The organism is Pseudoalteromonas sp. MBR-15 (assembly GCF_053628915.1).
Genome location: NZ_JBRJHH010000015.1, coordinates 55,225 through 79,703 on the forward strand (window position 1 = coordinate 55,225; position 24,479 = coordinate 79,703).

Consider the following 24,479-nt stretch of genomic DNA (forward strand, 5'->3'; position numbering starts at 1 on the left):
GCTATTATCAGCGCCGTTGCATTGGAGGGGTTCCCGAGCGGCCAAAGGGATCAGACTGTAAATCTGACGGCTCAGCCTTCGCTGGTTCGAATCCAGCTCCCTCCACCACTTTTCTACGCTCAGTTAAGTGGGGCCAAATGCAATAAAAATTAGTGTGGAGGGGTTCCCGAGCGGCCAAAGGGATCAGACTGTAAATCTGACGGCTCAGCCTTCGCTGGTTCGAATCCAGCTCCCTCCACCACTTTCCTTCTCTGCTAATTCACTATTCTATTTTTCATATTATTATTTACTTCTCTTTTCCTAAATCGTTAAACTAAAAATACAGCTATTTTCAATTGAATTATCCTTTTGTTATACCATTCCGCTTAATTATGTGGTCTATTTTGAGGCAATAAAACCGCGTTGATAACAAGGCAAAAATGTAGTTATTTAGTTGTTCTCAGCAATTGCTCCTGCATTGCTCTGCATCCATGCAGTCGTAAATCAGACATTTTTAACACAGGTAACGACTGGTTTAATCACTCAAAATGATTAAGTATTCTTGCGGATTGGTATTAGAGCCAGCGTAAAAATGGACCATTCACTTTCAGCCAATTGCTTGCGTTTTTATGTTCGGGATAAAACTCACTCACCCGTTGCCAAAATGCCGCACTGTGATCCATATGCTTTAAATGAGCAAGTTCATGAACAACAACATAATCAATAACCCATAGGGGCGCACTGGCTAAGTGCAAATTAAAGGTTAACTCTCTTTGGCGATTACAACTGCCCCATCGCCGCTTGTAATGTTGAATTTTAAGACGTGTTGGTAACGCTTCTCTCATTTGAATACAGTAGTTTTGTATACGCATCTCAAGGTAGGTTTCTAACTTGTCATGTAAAAACTCTTCCATCAATGCAAGATACTTTGCGTCTGTGAGTTTAACGCGCGGTGAAATAGCAAGGGTTAATTCATGAGTATCAGTGTCTTGATACCATTGGCTGCAATTTTCTTGCTTAAATACAAGGGGAATTACCTGATCAAATAGCTTGATTTGCGAATTTTTAATGGGAAATTGACACTGCTCAGCGTGTAATGATTGTTTAGTAACTTGCTCTGCAACCCAATGCTGCTTTGTTTTTAACCACGCTTCAATATCTTTACGCGGGACAAAGTGAGGTGCATACACAGTCAACTGCTGCTCAGCGACTTTAATCGCGACAGTTTTTCTACGTTTACTGCGTTTTAACGTGTACTCAAACAAAATAAGCCAATGTAATTAATAAAATCTTTGTATTATATTTTACCCCGTAAAATACCTGCTAATCTATAAAGATGACTCATAAATAAGTTTTTATTCTTATGCCTGATAAACCGTGTTGTAGCTACATTTCACCAACAGGTAACACGTGTCAAGAAACCGATATGGGTTCTGGGTATTGCTTTTGGCATGATAATAAATTTGATAAATCAGGCTTAGAGCTGACTCAAAAACTTGAACGATATGCAAAAAAGGGCGGGTTACTTCAGGGTCTGCAATTACAACGTGCAAATTTAGTGGGTCTAAATTTAATAAAGAAAGATGATGAAGAAGGTTATGATCTTTCTTACTGCAATTTTTATCGAGCCAATTTGTCGGGGGCACATCTTTTCAACAATAAAATTGCCAATGCATCCTTAATGAAAGCGAACCTTCATAGCGCCAGCTTACACTACTGCGATTTACGAAATACCAACCTACTTGGGGTTAAACTCAGTGATAGCCGCATTGATAATATCGATTTAGGCGAACAATTACTACAAGAAGCCGAGGCGTTTAAAGCTCGTCGAAATAGGCAATACTCGACTGCGCGCGACTTATTTGAACAATCCGAAGAAATATACAGAAATTTACGTAAAGCGTCTGAACACCAAGGGCTTTTCGAGCTCGCAGGTAACTTTACCTATAAAGAATTAAGAATGCGCCACGCACAGTACCCGAAAGGATCAACGAAACAAATTACTTCCAGCTTTATTGACATGTTATGTGGTTATGGTGAAAAACCTGAAAATGTCATTCGCTTTAGTCTGTCTCTTATCGTTTGTTGCGCAATATGTTACTTTTTATTTGGTGTCAGCTATCAAGATTCATTGCTTAGATTTAGTTTTGATAATTCGTTCGATGATAACGTATCAGCACTTTTAAACAGCATTTACTTTAGCGTTGTTACTTTTACAACGCTAGGCTATGGCGATATTACCCCCATTGGATTATCAAGGCTCATAGCAGCGATTGAAGCATTTTGTGGCAGCTTTTCGCTAGCGCTGTTTGTGGTGGTGTTTGTAAAGCGTATGACACGTTAATGGATTATGTGAGAACCTTGATGCTTTTTAGCCTCGTACATTTTCCGATCAGCACGATTTATAAGCTCCTCAGCACCGACGGTGCTGTCTAAAGGCGCTGAAATAATGCCAAAACTCAAATGTAACGCGGGGTATTTTGCTTCAAAAGCAACGATCAGCTTATTACATATCGCAATGGTGTTTTCTACGTCGCAATCTGGCATGATCAGGCAAAATTCATCTCCCCCATAACGACAGGCAATGTCTATTTCTCTTGTATTCTTTTTAAGATATTTCCCGATGAATTTTAATACCTCGTCACCTTTCAAATGCCCTTGTGTGTCATTCACTGATTTAAAGTTGTCTAAATCAAAATATACAATAGTCAAAGGTAGCTTTTGACGGCGCGCTCTTGCTAATTCTCGCTGAAACAACTCTTGCATTTCTCGGCGATTATACAAATTTGTGAGGGGGTCTAGTTTGGCAAGTTTTTCAAGTTCATGTGTACGCTGCGCCACTTTCTCTTCAAGCCCTTTCGCATACACTTCTGTTCTTCGTTTCGCATTTTCTATTTCGCCAACAAGACTCGCAATGTACGTATCAAACACTAATGTTGTATCAAAATAAATAAGCTTATCAATAATGGTTAATGTTTGATTTAGCTCTGCATGGTCTTTTATGGTGTTTCTTAACACATCAAAAATGAGCTCTTTAAGGGTACATACCGCCGATAAATAAAGTTTGGGCTCTACCCCAATTCGCTTATGTACCATGCCAATACGTAGCCGATTATTAACGTAATCATTTTCATAACAGCCACAAAATAAATCTATAATGTATTGTCTTTGTGCATCTCTTAAACGTGTCAGTGTGTCAGCATCTCCAATAAGTAATGAAATTTCATCGACTTCTGTTTGCTTTTTATAGAACTCATCAACCATTTTCTCAATCGCCGACTCGATAAGTGGTTTATAGTTAATGAGTGATGCTAAGCATTGTGAAGAGAGCCCTAATAAATTCATTCTATGCTGAATTTCAACATCATTTATTTGCATTTGCTCGACGAGTGTCTGCTCAGTCCTGCGCATGGGTAGTCTCACACTTAAGTATTTTCTAATTAAATATAGCTAATGAAATAAATCCTACTTAGTCTGCCATATCTTTTTTCTCTAAATCTAGCGCAAATTGTATTAGACTGACATTACTTGCAGTCTGAACGAATTATTATGCTCGCGAAATTTTTTATTACCGATCAAAATCCAAGCTTAATCATAAGTGGGGTGTACAATCCTAGTTTAGTTGTCCTTTCGATTGCTACCGCTATTTTTGCTGCATATTTCTCATTGCATATTATTGATTTAGCCAATAAAACCCGCTTTGAATCATACAGAAAACTAGGCAATGCAACCGGCTCTCTAGTCTTGTCTGGCGGAATTTGGAGTATGCACTTTATTGGTATGCTTGCATTTTCTTTATGCACAACCATTAACTATGATCCTGCTCTGACATTTTTTTCGTTTATTCCTGCTTTTTTAGCCTGCTACACAGGTATGTCACTAATACGCAGTAAAGACATTGCACATATTCCCGCAGGGTTAAAGTTACTCATGAGTTCTGTGTTAGTGGGCGCAGGTATTGGTACCATGCATTACACGGGTATGGCGGCGATGGAAATGAGCCCATTACTTCGTTATGACCCTATGTGGTTTGCTACATCCATTTTTGTTGCCGTGTTTTTATCATTTATTGGGCTGTATACTCGCTTTCATTTGAACGACCACTTTCAAAATTTAACCGCATTACAAAACCGGATTATTTGCGCCATTATTTTAGGTTTTGCTGTCGCCGGTATGCATTACATGGGCATGGCTGCAACGCGATTTGTCGCGACCTCCCCTTTTTTATCCGATAACACAGACAATACCAATCTTGTTTTCATTGCTGCCATGGTGTCATTTGCTACCGTGTTATTAACCGCTGTCGTTGCGATTATCAATGGTATGGTGCGCTATCGTATGCTGCTTGCTGAAAAATCGGCAGAAGAATCACGACTCGATGCCATTTTAAGTACGGCAATCGATGGTATTGTGACAATTAATTGTCGCGGTATTATTTTAAGCTTTAATAAATCTGCAGAAAGTATCTTTGGCTGGAAACAAGAAGAAGTGCTCGGTCAGAACGTGAAAGTGTTGATGGATGACGACATTGCGGCTCAGCACGATGGTTATTTGCTAAACAGTGGCAACCACGCTCTTAAAAAAGTGATTGGCGTTAACCGCGACGTGTGTGCAAAACACAAGGAAGGTCATTTATTCCCTATTCGCTTAGGTCTTGGTGAAGTGAAACAACCCGATGCAGAAACGTTGTTTGTGGGCTTCATAACCGATTTAACCGAACAACGCGCATTACAACGCAGCCTAGAAGAAAAAGAACAGCAATATCGCACGTTAATGAATAACACGCCTGGCGCTGTATTTCGTTGTTTGCTCGATGACCATTGGAGCATGCTGTTCATTAGTCCCAATGTATTTGATCTAACGGGCTATACTGCCGAAGAATTTACGTCAAAAGCCATCAGTTTTGCTGACATTATAAATAAAGAAGACGAAGCGCATATTAATGAGATCATGACAAAAGCAATCTCTGAAAAAAATCAATATGCACTTGAGTATCGCATACGCCATCGCAGCGGTAAGGTCGTTTGGGTATTAGATCAAGGTTCTATTAACAAAACGGATGATTCTGAAGTTCAGTGGATTGATGGTGTATTAGTTGATATTACCGCACGCCATATCTATGAAGAATCATTAAAACACGCAAAACAAGAAGCTGAAGCCGCTGCACAAGCTAAACAGGCATTTATGGCAAATATGAGCCATGAAATTCGCACGCCCATGAATGCAATTATCGGGTTCAGCGATATTTTAATGGACAGCCCACTTAATAAAGAACAACAAAAGCACATCGTTACCGTAAATAATGCAGCACGCTCATTATTGCATCTTCTTAACGATGTTTTAGACTCGGCAAAATTAGAAAAAGGCAAACTCGATATTCATCATGAGCACTTTAACTTACAAGCCCTTCTCGATAACATCGTTTCTACCTTTTGGCTTGAAGCAAAGCGCAAAAACCTGTTATTAGATTTAAAAATTGCTGATGATGTCGCACCAATTTATATCGGTGATGACGCGCGTATTCGTCAAGTACTCAATAACTTAATTGGTAATGCGGTTAAGTTTACAGAATCAGGTTCTGTCACGATTAGTGTAAGTAAGACACAAAACAATCAGCTCTTTTTTGAGGTGCAAGACACTGGGATTGGCATTGCAAAACACCGCTTGAAAGCAATTTTCCAACCTTTTGAACAAGCCGATGGAACGATGACGCGTCGCTTTGGCGGCACAGGCTTAGGCACCACCATAAGCAAGCAATTGGTCGAGCTTATGGGAGGCACAATAAGTGCCGTGAGTAATGAAGGCGAAGGCAGTTGTTTTTTCTTTTCTCTTCCTTTGCAAGAAGGCGACATTAATAAAGTAGATAAACTCAGTAATAACCTACTTACATTACCACCTCTTCGTGTCTTAGTGGTTGATGATATTGAACAAAATGTCGAGCTATTAAACATATTACTCTCACAAGCTGGCCACACAGTGTATAAAGCAAAAAATGGGCTAGAGGCTATTGCTGAATTTAAACAACACAGCTTCGATATCATTTTAATGGATATCCACATGCCTGAATGCGATGGTATAACTGCTTGTAAAAAAATTCGTGAATTAGAGCAGCAACAACAATTAAAGAAAACACCTATCATCGCGTTGACCGCCAGCGTGCTTCAACAAGATAAGCTCACAGCTAAGCAAGCAGGTATGAATGGCTTTGCAAACAAACCCGTCGATATACAACAAGTTAATCATGAGATAGCGAAAGTGCTCGGTTTAGAAATTAAGCACATCACAGCTAAGCCTGATAACAAAGCAAAGCAACATATCAATCATGTTAAAGGTATCCAAATGTGGGGTAGCAAAGAAAAGCTTAATACTGAAATACGCTTATTTCTTGCTAATCATCAGCAGAGTATTCTACGTTTAAAAGAGTCAACACTTAATGCATCTGAACAAACGACACTGTTACACACGCTAAAAGGTGTGGCGGGCAATTTGACACTAACGAAATTACTGTATTTATTGTCGCAGGCCGAAAAAGAACAGGATAAAGAAGACTTTTCTAAATTAATAACTGCGTGCTATCAAGAATGGCAAGCACTGGCTACTTTACTCGATGAGCAAGAGCAGGTTAATACTGATAAAACACCTTCGCAAGCGGTATCGATAAGCGTATTTTTAAATCACATCGAGGCACTACAAAATCAAGCCGAGCATGCTGAAATAGATGATGAACTACTGAGTGATGTTCAAAACAATGCCCCTGTCGAGTATAAAGACGCAGTCGCAGAGATAGTTGGACATTTTGATAACTTTGACTTTGATGCAGCAAGTACTGCATTAGCCAATTTAAAGCACCGCATTGCAGCTGATTAAGGAGCAGTCATGAGTCAAATTACTGATCGAGCAAGAATTCTTGTCGTTGATGATGAGCCCGCAAATCTTAAGGTCATGCGTGAAGTTCTTGCAAATGACTATCGGTTATCATTTGCTAAATCGGGTGATTTAGCTCTGCAGCTCATTGAAAATGAACCTCCAAAACTAATTTTACTGGATGTCATGATGCCAGATATGAATGGCTTCGAGGTATGTAAAATTTTAAAAGCGAACCCTGAAACAGCTCATATTCCCGTGATATTTGTCACGGCACTGTCCCATGAACAAGATGAGTCCGAAGGCTTTTCACTTGGTGCTGTTGATTATATAACCAAACCCATCAGCCCTGCTATTGTGCGAGCCCGAGTGAAAACACATTTATCGCTAGTGCAGGCCGAGCAATTACAATTAGCCCATATTGATTTAATTAATCGCTTAGGCCGAGCGGCAGAATATAAAGACACAGATACAGGTGAGCATATCGCCCGTATGAGTCGCTACAGCAAAGTACTCGCGTTAGCTTATGGTATGACTGAATACCAAGCTGAACAGTTGAAACAAGCCGCCCCTATGCATGATGTTGGCAAAATAGGCATACCAGATTCGGTACTTTTAAAACCCGGCCGTTTAGATGCCAACGAGTTTGAGCATATGAAGCAACATGCTGTCATTGGTGCAAAAATACTCGAAAATTCAAGCTCTCCCCTATTACAGCTCGCTCATAAGCTTGCACTGGAGCATCATGAAAAGTGGGATGGTACGGGTTACCCTCTTGGTTTAAAAGGAGAAGAGATCAGCATTGAAGGTCGTATCGTCAGTATTGCTGATGTATTTGATGCACTCACCTCTGTGCGCCCATACAAAGATGCGTGGCCAGTTGAAAAAGCAGTAGAGCTGCTACAAGCCGAATCAGGCAAACACTTTGATCCCCAACTCGTCGATTTATTCATTGGCCAAATCGACGCAATTATCGAGATTAAAAACACTTACTCTCGCTAGTTTATACCCATTAAAAGGGGCCTTACTCAAGGCCCTTTTTAATTTGCTCATAATCATGAGAGGTAATTTCATGACTGTTGCCAGCACAGTCTTTAAAATACATAGAATAAGTCACGCCATGGTCGGCAATCACCGTTTTTATATTAAATTGAGCTAAATGCTCAAGCCACGCTAAAAATTGCGCTGCGTTTACACTAAAAGCGATCCCTTTACTATTACCGGGCGCTTCAAATAATGCGAGACGGATTGTTTTTGCCTGATCTTCAAGGGTTAATGGACCTTTACCTTCATCCCAAAAAGCAAGCTCAGGAACCACAGAAAAACCCAACACATCACGGTACCATGTCACTGCCCGCGCCAAATCATCAACATTTAAATGGCAGTGATCAACCCCGTTTAATAAAGGTACACCCATGGTTACTCACCAATCTCAGATTTAAGTTGCTCTAGAAAGGCCAACATATACTCTGTTCGTCTTTTTGCTTCATCTTTCGCCGAAGGTGTATTCATACTTTGGGCGATATGTAATAGTTTAATAAAAAAGTGATCAAGCGTGTATTTAGTGTCATCAGGCTCACGATGTAAACAGAATGGATCGTCTTTATGGTAAAGATAACGCCCTATCGAGCCACCCACTTTCATGCAGCGACTTACCCCAATAGCCCCTAATGCATCCATTCGATCAGCGTCTTGGACTATTTGTGCTTCAACACTTTGTACTGCGATGTTAGCGCTAAAACTATGTGCAACAATGGCGTGATGAATTGCGGCAAAGTATTGCTCAGGGTAATTAATGGATGATAAAAAACTCAACGCTTTGTCTGCAGCCATTGTTGACGCTTTCGCTCTATCAGGGTGGTTTTTAGCAACCGCAACGCAATCATGTAACCAGGCTGCGGGTAACACGACTGCCATATTAGCCTCTTCTGCAGTGCACAGCTGTTTTGCAACCCTCACCACTCGCTCAATGTGGCTAATGTCGTGTGCCACATCGGCATGAAGTAAAGATAAAATAAAATCTCGACACTGGGTTTCAAGTTCTGCAAAGTCTATTTTTGACTGCATAAAGCGGCTGTTACCATTAACTGATTGAAATTATGCTTACTTTAACGTGGTTACTGGATTTGTCCAAAACATTCATTGTATGTTTGCCAGTGCTTCATTAAACTATGCCCCCTTTTGTTTGACGCGAGAATCCCTATGTCATCTGCTATTTACCTACAAGCTGGACGAGAAAAATCATTAAAAAGAAAACACCCTTGGGTGTTCTCTAAAGCCATTAAAAAAGTAAAAGGTAAACCAGGACTAGGTGATACGGTTACTATTTATGATAATGACGGTAAGTTTCTCGCCATTGCAGCTTACAGCCCAGAGTCACAAATACGCGCACGTGTATGGAGCTTTGACCAAAACGAAGTGATTGATCAAGCATTCTTCGAAAAGCGTCTTCGCCGTGCGTACGATGCACGCCAGCAAGTGATCAGCGAGGGAGGCTTAACAGGCTTTCGTTTAAGTGCTGCGGAGTCTGATTACTTACCGGGTATCACAATCGACAAGTTTGATAACGTATTAGTATGTCAGTTACTCAGTGCAGGTGCAGAGCGCCACAAGGGCGAAATAGTCGCGGCATTAATGGCTATTTTTCCTGGCTGCGATATCTACGAGCGCTCTGATGTCGACGTGCGAACAAAGGAAGGGTTAGATCCAATCAAAGGTGTTCTGTGGGGTAATGCACCGACAGAGCCCGTATTAATTGAAGAAAACGGCCTAAAGCTAGAAGTCGATATTATAGAAGGTCATAAAACAGGCTTTTATTTAGACCAACGTGATAGTCGTGCGGCTCTAGAACGCTTCTCTAAAGATAAAACAGTGCTTAATTGCTTTAGTTATACTGGCACATTTTCGCTGTATGCATTACGTGGCGGCTGTCAGCATGTAACCAATGTAGATGTATCGCAACCTGCGCTCGATACCGCCAGACGCAATGTGGAGCACAACAACCTAGATTTGAATAAAGTCGACTTTGTTAAGCAAGACGTCTTTAAGTTACTGCGTCAATACCGTGATGAAGGCAAGCTGTTTGATACCATCGTGATGGACCCGCCTAAATTTGCAGACAATAAAGCACAGCTGACCGGCGCATGTCGCGGCTATAAAGATATTAATATGATTGCGATGCAAATACTAAAGCCCGGTGGCACCTTATTAACGTTCTCGTGCTCTGGCTTAATGGAACAAAACTTATTTCAAAAAGTGGTTGCCGATGCAGCGCTTGATGCAGGTAAAGATTTACTAATTATGGAACGATTAAACCAAGCTGCCGACCACCCTATTGCTGGCAGCTACCCCGAAGGTTTTTACCTAAAAGGCCTTATCTGTAAAGTGTACTAAAACAGCTAAAACCTAGTTAAAGTGAACAATTTCAAGTCCTGCACTCAAGGAGCCATCTTGCTCCTTGGTTGCTCTAATAACTTTAACTGTTGCATCAAACGAGGTGATTGCTGTGCTCGTAGAGGCAATCACCACTCGGTAAACACTGCCAATTTCTAATACTTCATCACAACATATTGCTAAGCCTGTTGCACTTAAATCAGTGCATGTAACGACTATTTCGGTGTGACTATTTTCGCCCTCTAAAGGTATTAACTTTGCGGGGGTATGAATTTGCATGCGGCGAAAATCGCGCTTTTCCTCATGAAACATGACGCCTCCTTACACAAGTGCTTTTATTTTTTCTATGAGTGTTTTTACAGAAAATGGTTTTACTACATAGGCGTCACATCCAGCATCAAATCCTGCTTTTTGCTCAAGTTCAGATTCTAAGCCAGATACCATAACAACGGGGATATTTTCTGTTTCCGGGGTGTTTTTTAATAACCGACACGTGTCATAACCATCAAGACCAGGCATACACACATCTAATAAAATGGCATTGGGAGGGTTTGCAATAGCCGATGCCAAACACGATGTTCCTGAATCTGCATAGCTTAACGAAAACTCATTGCTTAAGGTTGCTTTGAGCATTTCGAAGTTAAAATATTCATCGTCAACAACCAAAATTTCTGGTCGTACTCGACGTGAAGTGTCTGCTGGAACTGCAATCGGTTTATCCTTTTCTATGCCCACATAATCTCCTTTTAGCATTTGTGTTACTAATTCAAGCGCAATGAATTCACTGTTTCATTGCGCATACCTTTACTGAATTATAACTCACATTCTTTGATTGCGTTTAAAACACGCTTTGCAGATACAGGATAAGGTGTCCCTAGTGTTTGTGCAAATAAAGAAACACGTAATTCCTGCTGCATCCAAAAAATAGACCTGATTTCATCAGGTACGGGCATTCCTTTGGGGATTTTATTCGCCAGTTTTTGATACTGTTCAGCCACTTTTGCTAGTTCAAGTACACATAAACGATCTCGATTAGGATCAACAGGGAGTTTTTCTAGACGACGTTCAATCGCTTTTAAATAACGAATTAAATCCGCCATTTTTGCCGCGCCGTGCTGACTTACAAACCCTTTAAAAACGAGGCTTTGTAATTGTGATTTAATATCACCATGAGCAGTGATCATGGTTAAATCTACGCGCCCTTTCATACGCTTATTAAGACTGTGAGCAATGCTTAGCACTTGCTCAACTTGCGTTGCTATGTCGACCACCGTATCGCCCAACTCACCACGAATTTGCTCTTTAGCCTGCTCAAATGCTTGCTGAGTACGAATGTTGCCGTACTTTATCAATAAACTATCAACACCTGCAGCAATACAATCATCAATCAAATCATTCACTTTACCAAAGGGGTTAAAATACAACCCAAGCTTAGATTTATTAGGTAAATTTTGCTGCAAATACTTAATCGGTGACGGTACATTTAAAAGCACTAAACGACGTAAGCCCTGTTGGTGCGCCTGCTGTGCTTTTTGTTCGTTATCAAATAACTCAACCGCAGCGGAGTCTTTTTTATCGACTAAAGCTGGAAACGCTTTTATTTCATACTGACCTTGCTTTTTAACATAGGAAGCTGGTAACTCACCAAAGCTCCACTGTGTTAAGTCGGCTTTTTCTATGCCTTTATCAGCCACTTTTGATAAGGTATCGGTGACTTTGCCCTGAAGCTGAGCTTTCAGCTTAGCCAAATTTAGACCTCGAGCAAGTAACTTATCGTGCTCATCGCGAACTTCAAACTGCAAACGCAAATGAGGGGCCAACGTTGAGTAATCCCAAGCGTCTGGCTCAACACGTACCCCTGTCATACGCAGCAAACGAGTGCTTATGGCGTCAATTAAATTGCCTTGCATAGGCTCAATTGCCGCTAATACAGCATCAGCGTAGTTCGGAGCTGGAACAAAATTACGGCGTAGTGTTTTTGGTAATGACTTAATTAATGCGCAAATCAACTCATGCCTAAACGCAGGAATATGCCAATCAAAGCCGGTTTCTTGTACTTGATTAAGTAATGCAACCGGAATTTGAACCGCAACACCATCAACAGCTTGCCCTGGATCAAAATGGTACGTCAGCGGCAAGAGTAAGTTTTCTTGTTGCCATGTATCTGGGTAATCAAATTCGGTGACATGATCAGCACCATGCTGCATTAACGCTTCACGTGACATGTGCAAAAAGCGTTTATCTTTTTGTTTTTGTTGCTTCCACCAGGCGTTAAATGCCGCACGATTGTTGATATCAGCAGGAATTTTTTTGTCGTAAAACTCATACAGTGTTTGCTCATCCACTAAGATATCGCGACGACGAGACTTATTCTCAAGCACTTGAATATCATCAATAAGCTCTTGGTTATACTGTAAAAAGCCTTCATTCTGACCAAGCTCTTGTTCTACCAAAGCGCCACGAATAAACAACTCTCGGCTCACTTTAGGATCAATTTTACTGTATACACAACGACGCTTATTAACAATAAGCAGGCCGTATAAAGTTTGCTGCTCGAAGGCGATAACAGCACCCGGTTTTTTCTCCCAATGAGGCTCGCTGTAGCTGCGCTTCACTAAATGTTGAGCAAAACCTTCAACCCATTTAAGGTCGATACGGGCATTTATACGAGCGTAGAGTTTACTTGTCTCCACCAGCTCCGCAGCCATAATCCACTTAGGGCTCTTTTTAAATAATCCTGAGCCCGGAAAAATATGGAACTGACTATTACGTGCGCCTTTGTAAATTTGTTTTTCGTCTTTAAAACCAATGTGGCTCAACATACCGCTTAAGAGTGACTGATGAATTCGGTCGCTGTCGGCTACGTTAGTTGTTGCTTTCATGCCCATTTCATTACACACAGTCGACAGTTGATAAACGATATCTTGCCATTCTCGAATACGCATATAAGCTAAAAAGTCTTTTTGACACAGCTTTCTAAACTGACTATTGCTTAACTCACTTTGTTGCTCTTCAAGATAATTCCACAGATTTAAAAATGCGATAAAGTCTGAATCTGGATCATCAAATCGGCCATGTTTTTCATCAGCTGCCCCCCGCTTTTCTTGGGGTCGCTCACGGGGGTCTTGAATCGAAAGCGCAGCAACTATAATAATGACTTCACGCAATGCCCCAAGGCTGTCTGCGGTTAGCACCATTTTGGCTAAACGCGGGTCGACGGGTAAACGACTTAAGCTACGTCCTGATTTAGTCAGCTCAGTTTGCTTATGGCGCTTAGCAGGTTTAACCGCCTCAAGCTCTTCGAGTAACGTTAAACCATCATTGATGTTACGACTGTCTGGCGCTTGTACAAACGGAAATTGTTGCATATCGCCCAGCCCAAGGCCTAGCATCTGCAAAATAACCGACGCTAAGTTAGTACGTAGAATTTCAGGGTCAGTAAATTCTGGACGCGAATTAAAATCATCTTCGCTGTATAAACGAATACAAATACCCGCTTCGATACGACCACAACGGCCTTTACGCTGATTGGCACTGGCTTGTGAAATTGGCTCTATTGGTAAGCGTTGTACTTTTGTACGGTAGCTGTAACGGCTAATTCGCGCGGTGCCTGGGTCAATAACATACCGAATGCCGGGCACGGTTAACGAGGTTTCTGCCACATTTGTGGCTAAAATGATGTGCCGACGTGAATGCGGTGCAAAAATACGATTTTGCTCGGCATTCGATAAACGCGAATAGAGTGGCAGGATATCTGCACCTTTTAAGTTGCGTTTAGAAAGCGCATCGGCAGTGTCGCGTATTTCACGCTCACCATTCATAAAGATAAGAATGTCACCAGGTCCTTCGTCACATAGCTCGTCAACGGCATCAAAAATACCTTGCAGTTGGTCACCATCGGCTTCCATCTCTTCTTTATTAATCTCTGTAGTTGGGCGATAACGTACTTCTACAGGGAAAGTGCGTCCTGACACTTCAATAATCGGGGCGTCATCAAAATGCTGAGAAAATCGCTCTGGATCGATGGTTGCTGAGGTAATAATGACTTTTAGATCGGGGCGTTTTGGCAATAAATTCTTTAAATAGCCCAAAATAAAATCGATATTTAGGCTACGCTCATGGGCTTCATCGATAATAATCGTATCATATTGATTTAAAAAGCGGTCTTGCTGAATTTCAGCCAGCAAAATACCATCGGTCATCAATTTTATATAACTATTATCTGAGACCTGATCACTAAAACGAATTTTAAAACCGACTTGCTGACCAAGCTCACATTGCATCTCTTCAGCAATACGGTTAGCAACGCTGCGAGCTGCCAAACGCCTTGGTTGAGTATGCCCTATGTAGCCCTCTACCCCACGACCAAGCTCTAAGCACATTTTTGGAATTTGTGTTGTTTTACCCGAGCCAGTTTCACCTGCAATGATCACCACTTGGTTGTTGGCAATCGCCTGCTTAATATCCTCTTTTTTTTGGCTAACAGGAAGTTGCTCTGGATAGGTTACTGTTGGTAATGCCGCTATACGTTGAACACGCAATTGCTGTGAGCGAGCAATATCATCCGCGATTTTTTGCGCTATGTTCGCTTGCTTTGTTTCATCGTTTATTTTTTTGATGCCATGCAGGCGTTTTTTGAGGATGAATTGATCTTTGCGTAAGCATGTTTTTAATTCGCCGAACAGCGGACCTAGGTTAACCACCCGATACCCTTATAGTTATTTGCCAATAGGGCAACCATTGTATCAAATAATCTATTGGGTGGTCATGGCTTATTTATGCCAATTCGCTCAATTAAATGAACAGTTTTGAGGCAATCAAACCGAGTTGATAACAAGGCAAAAATGTCGTTATTGGGGTGTTCTCGGCATTTGCTCCTGCATTGCTCTACCTCCTGCATCCATGCAGCCGTAAATCCGACACTTTTAACACAGATAGCGACAGGTTTAATCCCTCAAAATGATTAAGTATTACTGCGACTTGGCATTATTCGCTCGGTTGGAATAGGCATGGCACATACGTCGATGTAATGTGGGCTTTCAACGAACCAATCTTCTACTCGATTTTTGCGCGCATCGATTAACTGTTTAAAAGCTGTTGAATCTGTTTTCATTACTTTAAACTGGCTTGTATCAGTGTCTGTAATATCAGCCAGAACTTGCATATCTGTAATAGGATTAAATACCGCACCTTCAATGGGCTTTCGCATTAATTGATTAAAGTGCTCCATCCCCTCTAATACACGCCCAAACACTGTAATATTTCGGTCTAGGTAGCGCTGTGCATTACCTATAGTGACATAAAATTCTGTGCCACCACTGTTAATATCGTTATCACGAGCCATTGCAAAGATGCCGGGGCAATGCACTTGCCATGTTTGTGTTTGACTTTCATTTTGCGCAACCGCGAACCCATTTAGAAAGCCCGTTTTTACTGCGTAACCATCTGGGCCTTTTAATTCAGTGATCGCCAGTGGTGTATCCGTTTTTAAGTAAAATTCAGCAGGCAGCGCTTTTTTCGCCTTTTTAACCGACTTTGTTTCATTCGCGTCACCACCTTGCGCGACAAAACCTTCAACAAAGCGATAAACACTCAGCCCTTGATAAAAACCTTCTTGGGCGAGTAGTCGCATATTTTTGGCGTGCAAAGGCGCCAAGCCATCATTGAGCTCAATATACGCGGCACCCGTCGGGAGAGTAAGTTTAAGAACGTTGTTTGGTTGCACAATGCGCCATTGAGACTCATCTGCGGTTTCAATAATTTCAGCTGCTGAGCGTTTTTCAACGTTATCAGCAGCGTGAATAGGCCCTGTTAAAAGTGCAGCAACGCATACCGTTAATAGACTAAATTTCATTATTATTATCTTTTAAGTAATTGACAATTCAGCCTATTAACTTCTTAACAATTAAGCAAGTAAAAATACCCCAACGCACTGTGATACGATTCGCTTAATTAAGTGCTCTATGTTGAGGCAATATAACCTCGTTAATAACAATACAAAAATGTCGTTATTGAGGTGTTCACTGCAATTGCTCCTGCATTGCTCTACCTCCTGCATCCATGCAGTCGTAAATCAGACATTTTTAACACAGGCAGCGACAGGTTTAGTCCCTCAACATGATTAAGTCTTATTGCGGATTGGTATGGTTATTAATCCCAATCAAACTTATACAGAATATCAACAGTGCGATTAAGACCGCTGATTACTTCAATATACAGTTGTGACAAGAGTTGATAGCGCACTGCCACCTCACTCAATGAATCAAAAATCCCCACGCTGTATTTCACTTGAATACCGGGCGTAACATAGCCTGATATTTCAACTTTAGTATCATCGCCACTGCCTGTAGAACTCAAGCTCACATCCGATAAACCAAAGCTTTCGCCAATTTTAGATACCACACCTTCACTGCGGTTAACACCTTGCGCTAGTAATAGTTGCGTCAACATTGCATCGGTTGAGCTGTCCCCTTCGTCAAGTGGCTGACCATTCAATAAGTAAGCCAATGCTTGTGCTTGATCCATTGCCGGCTCTGAGAACACTTTTAACGATGGCTGTTCCACATTCCCGGTTAAAGTAATACCCGCAACCACACCATTTGCGGTGTTATCAGGGTTGCGAATAGCTTTAATATTTAAATACGGTTTATCTATAGAGCCACTAAAGCCGACTTGACCTGTCCTTATTTGTAAATCTTGGCCAAAAGCGCGGTAGGTTCCTTCAACAAGGTTTAATTCTCCGGTGGCAATCATCGGTGTCGTTTGGTCCATGTTGATATTAATATCCCCTTCGACTTTTGACTGTAATCCAAATGAATCAATACGCACGTCTCTTTCAACCAGTACCTTTAAGTTGATAGCGTAATCGAAAGGAGCTTTTTCAGCTTGTTGTTGTTCAATATCCACAATGACTTCATCATCACTGACTTGCACAGCTCCCTCGGGTAGCTCTTCAATGGCAATCCGCCCCCACGGAACAACAACCTGCCCTTCAAGGTTAAAGGCATTATTTTTTAATGACATAGTGAGCTCAGGCGACACTTTAAAGGTGACATCTTGTTGCGCACGTACAAAGAACTCATTGCCTTGCAATTGTAAATTTACATCGGGTAAATCTGCATGCCAATCAACACCCCCAGATAACTTTAGCGCTCCCCCTTCACTGTCTTTTAGCTCACCAGTCACTGTCGCACTTTGGTTATTAAAAGCGATATTCACCTGTGAGTTTTGCAATGAAACAGGAAGCGTTGCTCCTTCTAAGTTGATGCTGTCAACATTAAGCTCGCCATTAATGAGTGGCTCTTTTAATGAACCAGCCAAGGCCAGCTGACCCTTAATATCACCATTTAGCTGCTCTAACGTGCCAATAAAAGGCTGTATATTCGTGAGTAGAATTTTTTCAATAACCAGATCACCCGAGAGTAATTGCTGGTTTTGAATATCCTCTACATTAATTTGTGAGGTTACTTTTCCAAGTACTGATGAGTCGAGTGTCGCTTCAAGCTTCGCCGTTTCTGCATCACTTATCGCAGACAGGCTGAAGACCTCAATCGGTAGCTTATAAACTGTCGCACCATCGATTAGTGATGCAGCTAGTTCTTGCGTATTAATGTTAGCTCGCAGGGTTTTTAGCTCTGCGTTATGCCAGTTGGCAACAAACTCACCTTGCGCTAAGCCGGTTAAATCGAGATTATCAGGTAAGAAATGTTTAAACTCTGGTATCGATAACGCCCCAAGTTGCGCATTAAGTTGACCCAATTGCTTTGTTTGCTGCAAGGTGTTTACACACAACTGAGACTTTTCACTTTGCCAACAGTGTGCCGAGACATTAAAGTCTTGCGTCTGCGTATTTACACTGACATTAATGGCTTTATCTGTTCCAAAACGAACTTTATTATCGGTAACAAGTATTTGACTTAACGCCCCTTGCCACGTGTTCTTTGTGAACTTTCCATCTAAATCAAACGACACTTTACCTTGATCAGCATCCAGTAAAAATACGACATGGTGATCCGTTTTGTCACCTGAGGCATTAAGTTCAATCTGATTAATTTTGTGCTCAGCAAAACTAGCTGAATCCAAAATAAGCGATATCTCTGTTTGCCAGTCCGCAGCATAATCAAACTGCCCGTTTAACGCTAAACCCTCAACTTGGATATCCTGATAACTTAAAGTATTGAGGAGCAAGTTCACATTGGCTGTCGGTTCAAGGCGTGCTCCGCGCAATTTAAGGTCTGCACTTCCTTTCCCCTGCAAAGGAAGCACACTTTGTTCACTTGCATCAAGGCGGATTTTACCGTCAACAAGCCATGTATCATCGACTTGACCCGATAGTGTAATTTCGTTATTTCCACTTTTAAGCTCAAGCTTATCAAAACTCGCGTGAAGGCTGCTGTCGAGTTTAAAGTCAGAGGCGACGTTCACAGGGATATCATTTACTGTGCCATCAATCACTGTGTTTGCTAAGATTAGCTGCCAATCCTCGTCTTTTAGAGTGAAGGAGCCATTAAACTTGCCAGATAAATTACTGCTTACGGCATCCGTTAAGTACTGAGCTTTTAAATCGCTTAACGTGCCTGAAAACTGACTTGTCACGCCCTCAGACCAATCTGCTGATGCGTTAACCGTAGCTTGGCTGTCGTTAGCACTGAGCTTTAGTTGATCAATTTTGACTCGTGTAAGGCCTCCATTTGCCTGCATTTCAGTTAACATCGCAGGGTATGCACCTAGCCGACTTGTTAAATTCACATTAATGGCGTAATCATCCGCATCGCCTTGCATACTGATAGCAAGGTCAGATAAACGTAATTGCGCAGCTTCTGTGTCTAACAGCCACGTATCAATGCCACCTTTTAGGCTAAACGGGTAATTCGTTTGTTGTAGATTGACTTGACCACTCAGTGTAGCTGGGTATTGACCCTGCGTAGTGAGGTTTAAGTTTAAATCCCCTAAACGCCCATTTAAGCCAAGAGTTGCTTGGTGCTGAGAATTAACCACAGACAACGAGGCATCAACTTTATTATCACCCCTTAAAAGCGCATGAAACTGGGTATTCAACTGCCAGTCAATGTAACGTGCAGCCAATTTCTCGACGCTGATTTCACTCTCTTTCGCTATCGCTTCAAGTTCAATGTTGTTAATAACGTGCGCACTTTCAGCTGCAAAAGGAGTTATTGCAACTTTATCGACCTTAAATGCGTGCAATTGCACATTAATTGGTAAGGTAAAATCAAGTGATGGTAGAGCTGGCAGCTCATTCAGCGGCGCACTTTTTGGGGCTTCTTTTACTTCATGCAATGCAACTGCAATATCGACGATAGTAAATGCGTGTACGTTGATATCAGATTGTGATGCATAGGCTGTCAGGTTTAATTTGCTCACCGTCACATCAGCACTTGCATGCTCCAAGGTAAAACGATTAACAGCAATGCGTTTAACCGTGACATTTATCGGTAACGTTATTTGCTCAGCCGTCGTGGGCTCACCGTCAGTCATTTCTGTATCGGTTGGTTGTGGGTTTTCTGCCAAAGAGGGGGGTGTATCAAGTTTTAAATCTATTGTTTGCGCACTTAAGTTGTCTACACAAACACCATCACACCCCCACCAGTACAAATCAATTTTTAGTTGTTTTGCTGAAAACTTAAGTCCTTGTTTATCGTACGAGATATCGAATGCATCATTGTACAAAAAACGCCCACTCGGTAAATTTATCTTCAAGCCATCTACTAATTTATTAGCTGAATATGCAATAAAGTGATTTCCTGGCGCGGTGAATAATAAACAAAAAAGTATGACGCCTACGCTGACTAGTATGGCTGATAAAATCGTCGTCGTTTTTTTAAACTTGTTCATTAAATTTCAGGCCCTATGGTAATACTTAAACGGGTACTTTTACTCTCTTTTGTCAGCCCCCATGCATGATCAATGCGAACGGGTCCAACGGGCGTTAAGTAACGAAAACCAAAACCAGCACCTACTTCAACACGATCAGTAAAATCATTAGTCGCTGTACCACTGTCTACAAAGACGGCAGCTCGCCAATGTTCTGCAAATTGATAGTTATACTCAACAGTTCCAGTGGCTAGGTATTTCCCCCCAATAAGGCGACCTTTTTCATCTTCAGGAGAAATTGATTGATATGCAAAACCACGGACACTTTGGTCCCCCCCCGCATAGAAACGCAGTGAAAAAGGCACATTGTCAATATCATCCACTAACATGGCCCCCAAATTAGCACGTAAAAATATCATGTGACGATCAGCAACGGTTGTAAGCCAAGCGTTCTGCAATTGAAGTCGCAAAATATTTGTCGTTGAAAACATGTCTTTTAAACCAAATTCGGCAGATATAAGCCATTGATAACCCTCGTAAGGTGTTGTGCCACCTTCGGTGTCTTTTTTCGCGTAACTAATGCCTGGCATCAGCATTTTAGAGCTTTGCTCTTCATCGCCAATTTGGTAGGTTTCTCTATCGCGTCTTAAAAAGGCAGTACGCACCCACTCATCATCAGTTAACCACTGGCGCTGAAGTTGGGCTGTTAAAATTTTACTGTATACATCATTCGTCAGCTTATCTTCGAGCTTATAACCGACTGAAAAACGCCATAAATCATCATTTGGATCATTTACCGGCACAGTATAACCTAACGATATGTCTTGTTGCTTTTCAGAGACATTCAGGTTGCTTTCGAGATAGTGTCCGTCTTGTGTAATCCACGGTTTAGACCATTTAAAACGCACTTTTGGGCCTAGGTCGGTACTAAATCCTCCCCCCACTTCGTAACTATTTGCAGGCTTGTGCAAAACATCAACATTCACTGGCACCTTGCCATCTTTTCGATTTGCTATGTCGGCATAGACTCGTACACTCGTAAAATAAGGGGTACTCGAGAGCGCTAGATTGTAGTCGGATACTTCTGTTGATTTGTAAGGTTGACCTGCCTTAAATTCAGCTAAAGATCGAATGTATTTTTCAGCTGGCGTTTGATTACCTATCGTTATTTCACCAAATTGATAACGAGGACCGGTATCAACATTGAAGGTAATTTTCGCACTGTTTTTCTTAAGAGATACAGCCAAGGTATGTGCATGCCATTTAGCATCAAAATACCCCAGCTCTAAAAGTTGACTTTCAATACGCTTCCTTGCCGCTTCATATTTAGCGTGATTTAAAAAATCACCCGGTTTTAAACTAATACTATCTACAGCAACCATAAACTCAGGATCCGCTTTACCGGCCCCGCTAATGGTAATATCGACGTCGGATATACGTGTCACTGGCCCACGCTCTATATCAACGATGATCAACTGCTCGGCGTTATCAAATTTTATTTTAACGACAGGCTTATAATACCCCAGTGCTTTTAAGCTCGCTTTTACTTGGCTTTTAGCATGACGCTGCAAGGCTTTAGACGTTTTTTCATCTACTAACGGTTTAATGTAAAGCGCGACGTTTTTTTCTAGGTCGCCATTGACCCCTTGAATTTTATAATCTTTGATGATCGTTTCAGCACTAAATGCATTATTACTCAGTGAAAAAAATAAAATTAAAAAGACAAAAAAGAAATGCCGAATGTACAAAAAATATCCTTACTTTTTTGAAAGTGTCATAAATCAGATAAATACAAAATGATACTAGCACAGTGAAATAGCCACTGACATAATTGAAGTGTTAAAATTAGTGCGCGTTAACCAATTATTTTCGCTACAATAGCTAACAATTCCTAGATTTATAATGAATGAGCGATTAAATGCATTTCCCTGACGACGAAAATGGTCAATTATTAGCAGAAATTGCAGCGGCTGGTGTTGATTTAACCAGCATGCAAGTAATAGATTTCTATATTCTTTTTGAACAAAAACCTGAAGCAGAAAAGTTCGCAACGGCAATTGCAAGTGATGAACTAGCTCCTGCAACAGAGTTAGTAAAGTGTCCCGACACCGGGGTGTGGGAAGTCGTTACACGTGTTGAAATGGTCCCTGACCACACGCTATTAAGCCAAACTGAACAATACCTCGAGAGCATCGCAAATAGCCACAACGGCTATGGTGATGGTTGGGGTTTAATGGCTGACGAATAAACACGCGACATAACGCCTGCATATGGCAGGCGTTGATTACTTTAATTGATTGGCTTTTCTATAATTACCCTGATAATCAAATAATTTCTGGGCAACTTTCCAACCATACTTTTTGTTCTTTCGGGCAATAACAAAATCTGGCGCGACCAATACATGTTGTTGTTCAATAACCTGTTCTGCTGTTTTCCAGGTAATCGGGGCACTATTCCCTTGAGCTCGCCGACCAAATTGCTTGTTAAAGATAAAACGGCCTGTGTCGTTGCTAAGATTAAAAACTTCGTCGCAACTGGCACCATCCTCATCAAAATAGCTAATTTTCAACAGCTCATTTGCGATAAGTTGTGCCGATAAACCACTACAGCGAAGCACCAACGCATCTTTTAAATTAAGGGCTTCACGCAACTTATCATCGGGGTCTGTCATCATGGCTGAGCAAGCTTGGCATTGCCTCGCTGCTATATCATTTTGCTCACCACACTGCTCACATTCTTTAAACCTAAAACGGTAGTCGCACTGTATTTGCGTGCCATCATCATCGTCTAGAAGACCTTGGCAGCGACGTCCAAAGTGCTCAATGACATTGCCTGCGGCATCTGTTTTTCCCCAAAAAATATTCGCAAAGCCACAACCAGGACACAGTACTTGCACAGGTTCGTTGTCACTTTGGGCTTTTTTACTGCCCACCTCTGGGTAAAATAAGTCAAAGCCATTGCCTGCGTAATCAATCACTAAACACTCTTTTTTCCCCTCACTTAATCTAAGCCCCCTGCCAACAATTTGCTGATATAAACTGACTGACTCGGTTGGACGCAAAATGGCAATAAAATCGACATGCGGCGCATCAAATCCGGTGGTGAGTACAGACACATTGACCAAAAATTTCAACTTTTTCGCTTTAAATTGATTGATGATAGTGTCGCGCTCGTTGTTATCTGTATCACCAGTAATTAATGCGGTATTGTCAGTTGGCAAGTAGCCGACGATTTCTTTGGCATGCATGACTGTTGCCGCAAAAATCATGACGCCGTGCCGATGCTCACTGTAGTCAATAACCTGCTCAATAATCGCCTTCGTTGCGCGGGTATTATCTTTGAGGAGCGCATTCATATTTTCAGCACTATAGCGTCCAAATGAATCGCTGGGTAAAGATGAAAAATCATAATGGCTTATGGCTGCGTCTACTTCATGAGGCGGCGTTAAATAGCCATGTTTAATCATGTAACGAAGCGGTAACTCAAAAATACACTTTTTAAAGGGTGCGTCTTTATCTCCCCTTACAAAGCCATGATAATGATGATGATAAACCCACCCCATTCCCATACGAAAAGGAGTCGCGGTTAACCCCAATACTTTTAGCCGGGGGTTCTGTTTCTTAAGGCTGGATATCACTTGACCATACTGACTTTGATCATCCCCACTGACGCGATGACACTCATCAATAATGAGCAATGAATACGTATCACTAAGTTGCGCCGTATTGCGCGCTAGTGACTGCACACTTGCAAACGTAACCTGTTCTTTAAGCGATTTTTGTTTAAGCCCTGCAGAGAAGATACTCGCTTCAAAACCAAAGCTGATGTACTTTTGCGCGTTTTGCTCTACGAGCTCTTTAACATGTGCTAATACTAAAATTTTCTGTTTAGCAATACGTGCTAATTCAGCAATCACTAAACTTTTGCCCGCGCCTGTTGGTAATACAATCAGTGCAGCCTCGTCCGATTGCTTAAAGTGGCTAACCGTTCGCTGTACGGCCTCTTGCTGATAAGGTCTAAGTACGTATTTCATTATTTTGTGCTGTAATAAAGACAAAAAAGGGAAGCATGTGCTTCCCTAAAAGTTCATATGGGTGAAATTAAGCGAGGTGCTTAGTTAAGTCAACACCTTGAAATGCTTTAGGGCGTTTACCACGGCCTGTCCATTCAATAATTTCACCATTGTATTCGATGCGGTATTTAGGTTTTACTTTCGTACGCTTATCTGTGCCTACTACATCTTGTAAATCTTCTAATGTAAGTCCTTTTTCTTTTAGCAGATCGAGTACTTCTTTTTTAGCTTCTTGCTGTTGAGTATATTTCTCGATAGCTGAATCAATTAACTGTTTTGCTTTTTCAAGTTCAGTTAAAGACGCAGATTTGACAAAAGATCGGATTTCTTTCATTTAAAG

17 protein-coding genes and 2 tRNA genes are annotated in these 24,479 nt (G+C 41.4%); 7 read left to right on the forward strand and 12 right to left on the reverse strand.

What is annotated here, in order from left to right; all coding sequences use genetic code 11:
- Window positions 1-23 precede the first annotated feature (23 nt).
- A tRNA-Tyr gene (locus ACSSVW_RS17545) sits at window positions 24-108 on the forward strand.
- Between the two features lie 48 nt (window positions 109-156).
- Window positions 157-241: transfer RNA gene (locus ACSSVW_RS17550), tRNA-Tyr, on the forward strand.
- Between the two features lie 313 nt (window positions 242-554).
- Here ACSSVW_RS17550 and ACSSVW_RS17555 read toward each other — a convergent pair.
- A complete protein-coding gene (locus ACSSVW_RS17555; protein WP_454179831.1) occupies window positions 555-1,244 on the reverse strand; it encodes a M48 family metallopeptidase in 690 nt (229 codons plus the stop codon).
- 98 nt (window positions 1,245-1,342) lie between these two features.
- Between ACSSVW_RS17555 and ACSSVW_RS17560 the strand changes: the two genes are divergently transcribed.
- Window positions 1,343-2,323 carry an ion channel gene (locus tag ACSSVW_RS17560; protein WP_036969411.1) on the forward strand — a complete coding sequence of 327 codons (981 nt, stop codon included), beginning with the start codon at window positions 1,343-1,345 and terminating at the stop codon, window positions 2,321-2,323.
- On the opposite strand, the gene ACSSVW_RS17565 is transcribed toward ACSSVW_RS17560, so the two are convergent.
- Window positions 2,320-3,390 (reverse strand): GGDEF domain-containing protein, encoded by a 1,071-nt coding sequence (locus ACSSVW_RS17565; RefSeq protein ID WP_036969415.1) that lies wholly within the window; start codon window positions 3,388-3,390, stop codon window positions 2,320-2,322. The two genes, ACSSVW_RS17560 and ACSSVW_RS17565, sit on opposite strands and share 4 nt — an antisense overlap.
- Window positions 3,391-3,528: 138 nt before the next feature.
- On the opposite strand from ACSSVW_RS17565, the gene ACSSVW_RS17570 reads away from it, so the two are divergent.
- Window positions 3,529-6,846 (forward strand): PAS domain S-box protein, encoded by a 3,318-nt coding sequence (locus ACSSVW_RS17570; protein ID WP_454179832.1) that lies wholly within the window; start codon window positions 3,529-3,531, stop codon window positions 6,844-6,846.
- A 9-nt stretch (window positions 6,847-6,855) separates the two neighbouring features.
- Window positions 6,856-7,845, forward strand: a complete 990-nt coding sequence (locus tag ACSSVW_RS17575; RefSeq protein WP_036969419.1) for a response regulator — start codon at window positions 6,856-6,858, stop codon at window positions 7,843-7,845.
- Window positions 7,846-7,867: 22 nt separating this feature from the next.
- Here the strand turns inward: ACSSVW_RS17575 and ACSSVW_RS17580 are convergent, their stop codons facing one another.
- Window positions 7,868-8,260, reverse strand: a complete 393-nt coding sequence (locus ACSSVW_RS17580) for a VOC family protein (protein ID WP_065979366.1) — start codon at window positions 8,258-8,260, stop codon at window positions 7,868-7,870.
- Between the two features lie 2 nt (window positions 8,261-8,262).
- Window positions 8,263-8,910: an HD domain-containing protein gene (locus ACSSVW_RS17585; RefSeq protein WP_036969424.1), complete on the reverse strand. Its 648-nt coding sequence runs from the start codon at window positions 8,908-8,910 to the stop codon at window positions 8,263-8,265.
- Between the two features lie 135 nt (window positions 8,911-9,045).
- Here ACSSVW_RS17585 and ACSSVW_RS17590 point away from each other — a divergent pair, with 135 nt between their 5' ends.
- A complete protein-coding gene (locus ACSSVW_RS17590) occupies window positions 9,046-10,236 on the forward strand; it encodes a class I SAM-dependent methyltransferase (protein WP_036969427.1) in 1,191 nt (396 codons plus the stop codon).
- A 12-nt stretch (window positions 10,237-10,248) separates the two neighbouring features.
- Here the strand turns inward: ACSSVW_RS17590 and ACSSVW_RS17595 are convergent, their stop codons facing one another.
- The 6 genes from ACSSVW_RS17595 to ACSSVW_RS17620 form a co-directional block, all read right to left on the reverse strand.
- On the reverse strand, window positions 10,249-10,548 hold the full coding sequence (locus ACSSVW_RS17595) for a PilZ domain-containing protein (RefSeq protein ID WP_036969429.1): 300 nt from the start codon (window positions 10,546-10,548) through the stop codon (window positions 10,249-10,251).
- Between the two features lie 9 nt (window positions 10,549-10,557).
- A complete protein-coding gene (locus ACSSVW_RS17600) occupies window positions 10,558-10,965 on the reverse strand; it encodes a response regulator (protein WP_256213682.1) in 408 nt (135 codons plus the stop codon).
- A gap of 83 nt (window positions 10,966-11,048) precedes the next feature.
- Window positions 11,049-14,939 (reverse strand): ATP-dependent RNA helicase HrpA, encoded by a 3,891-nt coding sequence (hrpA, locus tag ACSSVW_RS17605; RefSeq protein ID WP_454179833.1) that lies wholly within the window; start codon window positions 14,937-14,939, stop codon window positions 11,049-11,051.
- 260 nt (window positions 14,940-15,199) lie between these two features.
- Window positions 15,200-16,090, reverse strand: coding sequence for a peptidylprolyl isomerase (locus ACSSVW_RS17610; protein WP_454179835.1), 891 nt, complete (start codon window positions 16,088-16,090; stop codon window positions 15,200-15,202).
- A gap of 296 nt (window positions 16,091-16,386) precedes the next feature.
- Window positions 16,387-20,088 (reverse strand): autotransporter assembly complex protein TamB, encoded by a 3,702-nt coding sequence (gene tamB / locus ACSSVW_RS17615; protein ID WP_454179837.1) that lies wholly within the window; start codon window positions 20,086-20,088, stop codon window positions 16,387-16,389.
- On the reverse strand, window positions 20,088-21,815 hold the full coding sequence (locus tag ACSSVW_RS17620) for an autotransporter assembly complex protein TamA (RefSeq protein WP_454179838.1): 1,728 nt from the start codon (window positions 21,813-21,815) through the stop codon (window positions 20,088-20,090). The genes tamB and ACSSVW_RS17620 overlap by 1 nt, the downstream gene beginning before the upstream one ends.
- 170 nt (window positions 21,816-21,985) lie before the next feature.
- On the opposite strand from ACSSVW_RS17620, the gene ACSSVW_RS17625 reads away from it, so the two are divergent.
- Window positions 21,986-22,315 carry a ribonuclease E inhibitor RraB gene (locus ACSSVW_RS17625; protein ID WP_036969441.1) on the forward strand — a complete coding sequence of 110 codons (330 nt, stop codon included), beginning with the start codon at window positions 21,986-21,988 and terminating at the stop codon, window positions 22,313-22,315.
- Window positions 22,316-22,351: 36 nt separating this feature from the next.
- Here the strand turns inward: ACSSVW_RS17625 and ACSSVW_RS17630 are convergent, their stop codons facing one another.
- Both ACSSVW_RS17630 and ACSSVW_RS17635 read right to left on the reverse strand, forming a co-directional pair.
- A complete protein-coding gene (locus ACSSVW_RS17630; RefSeq protein ID WP_454179839.1) occupies window positions 22,352-24,100 on the reverse strand; it encodes a DEAD/DEAH box helicase family protein in 1,749 nt (582 codons plus the stop codon).
- A gap of 67 nt (window positions 24,101-24,167) precedes the next feature.
- Window positions 24,168-24,473 carry an H-NS histone family protein gene (locus ACSSVW_RS17635; protein WP_036969446.1) on the reverse strand — a complete coding sequence of 102 codons (306 nt, stop codon included), beginning with the start codon at window positions 24,471-24,473 and terminating at the stop codon, window positions 24,168-24,170.
- Window positions 24,474-24,479: the final 6 nt, after the last annotated feature.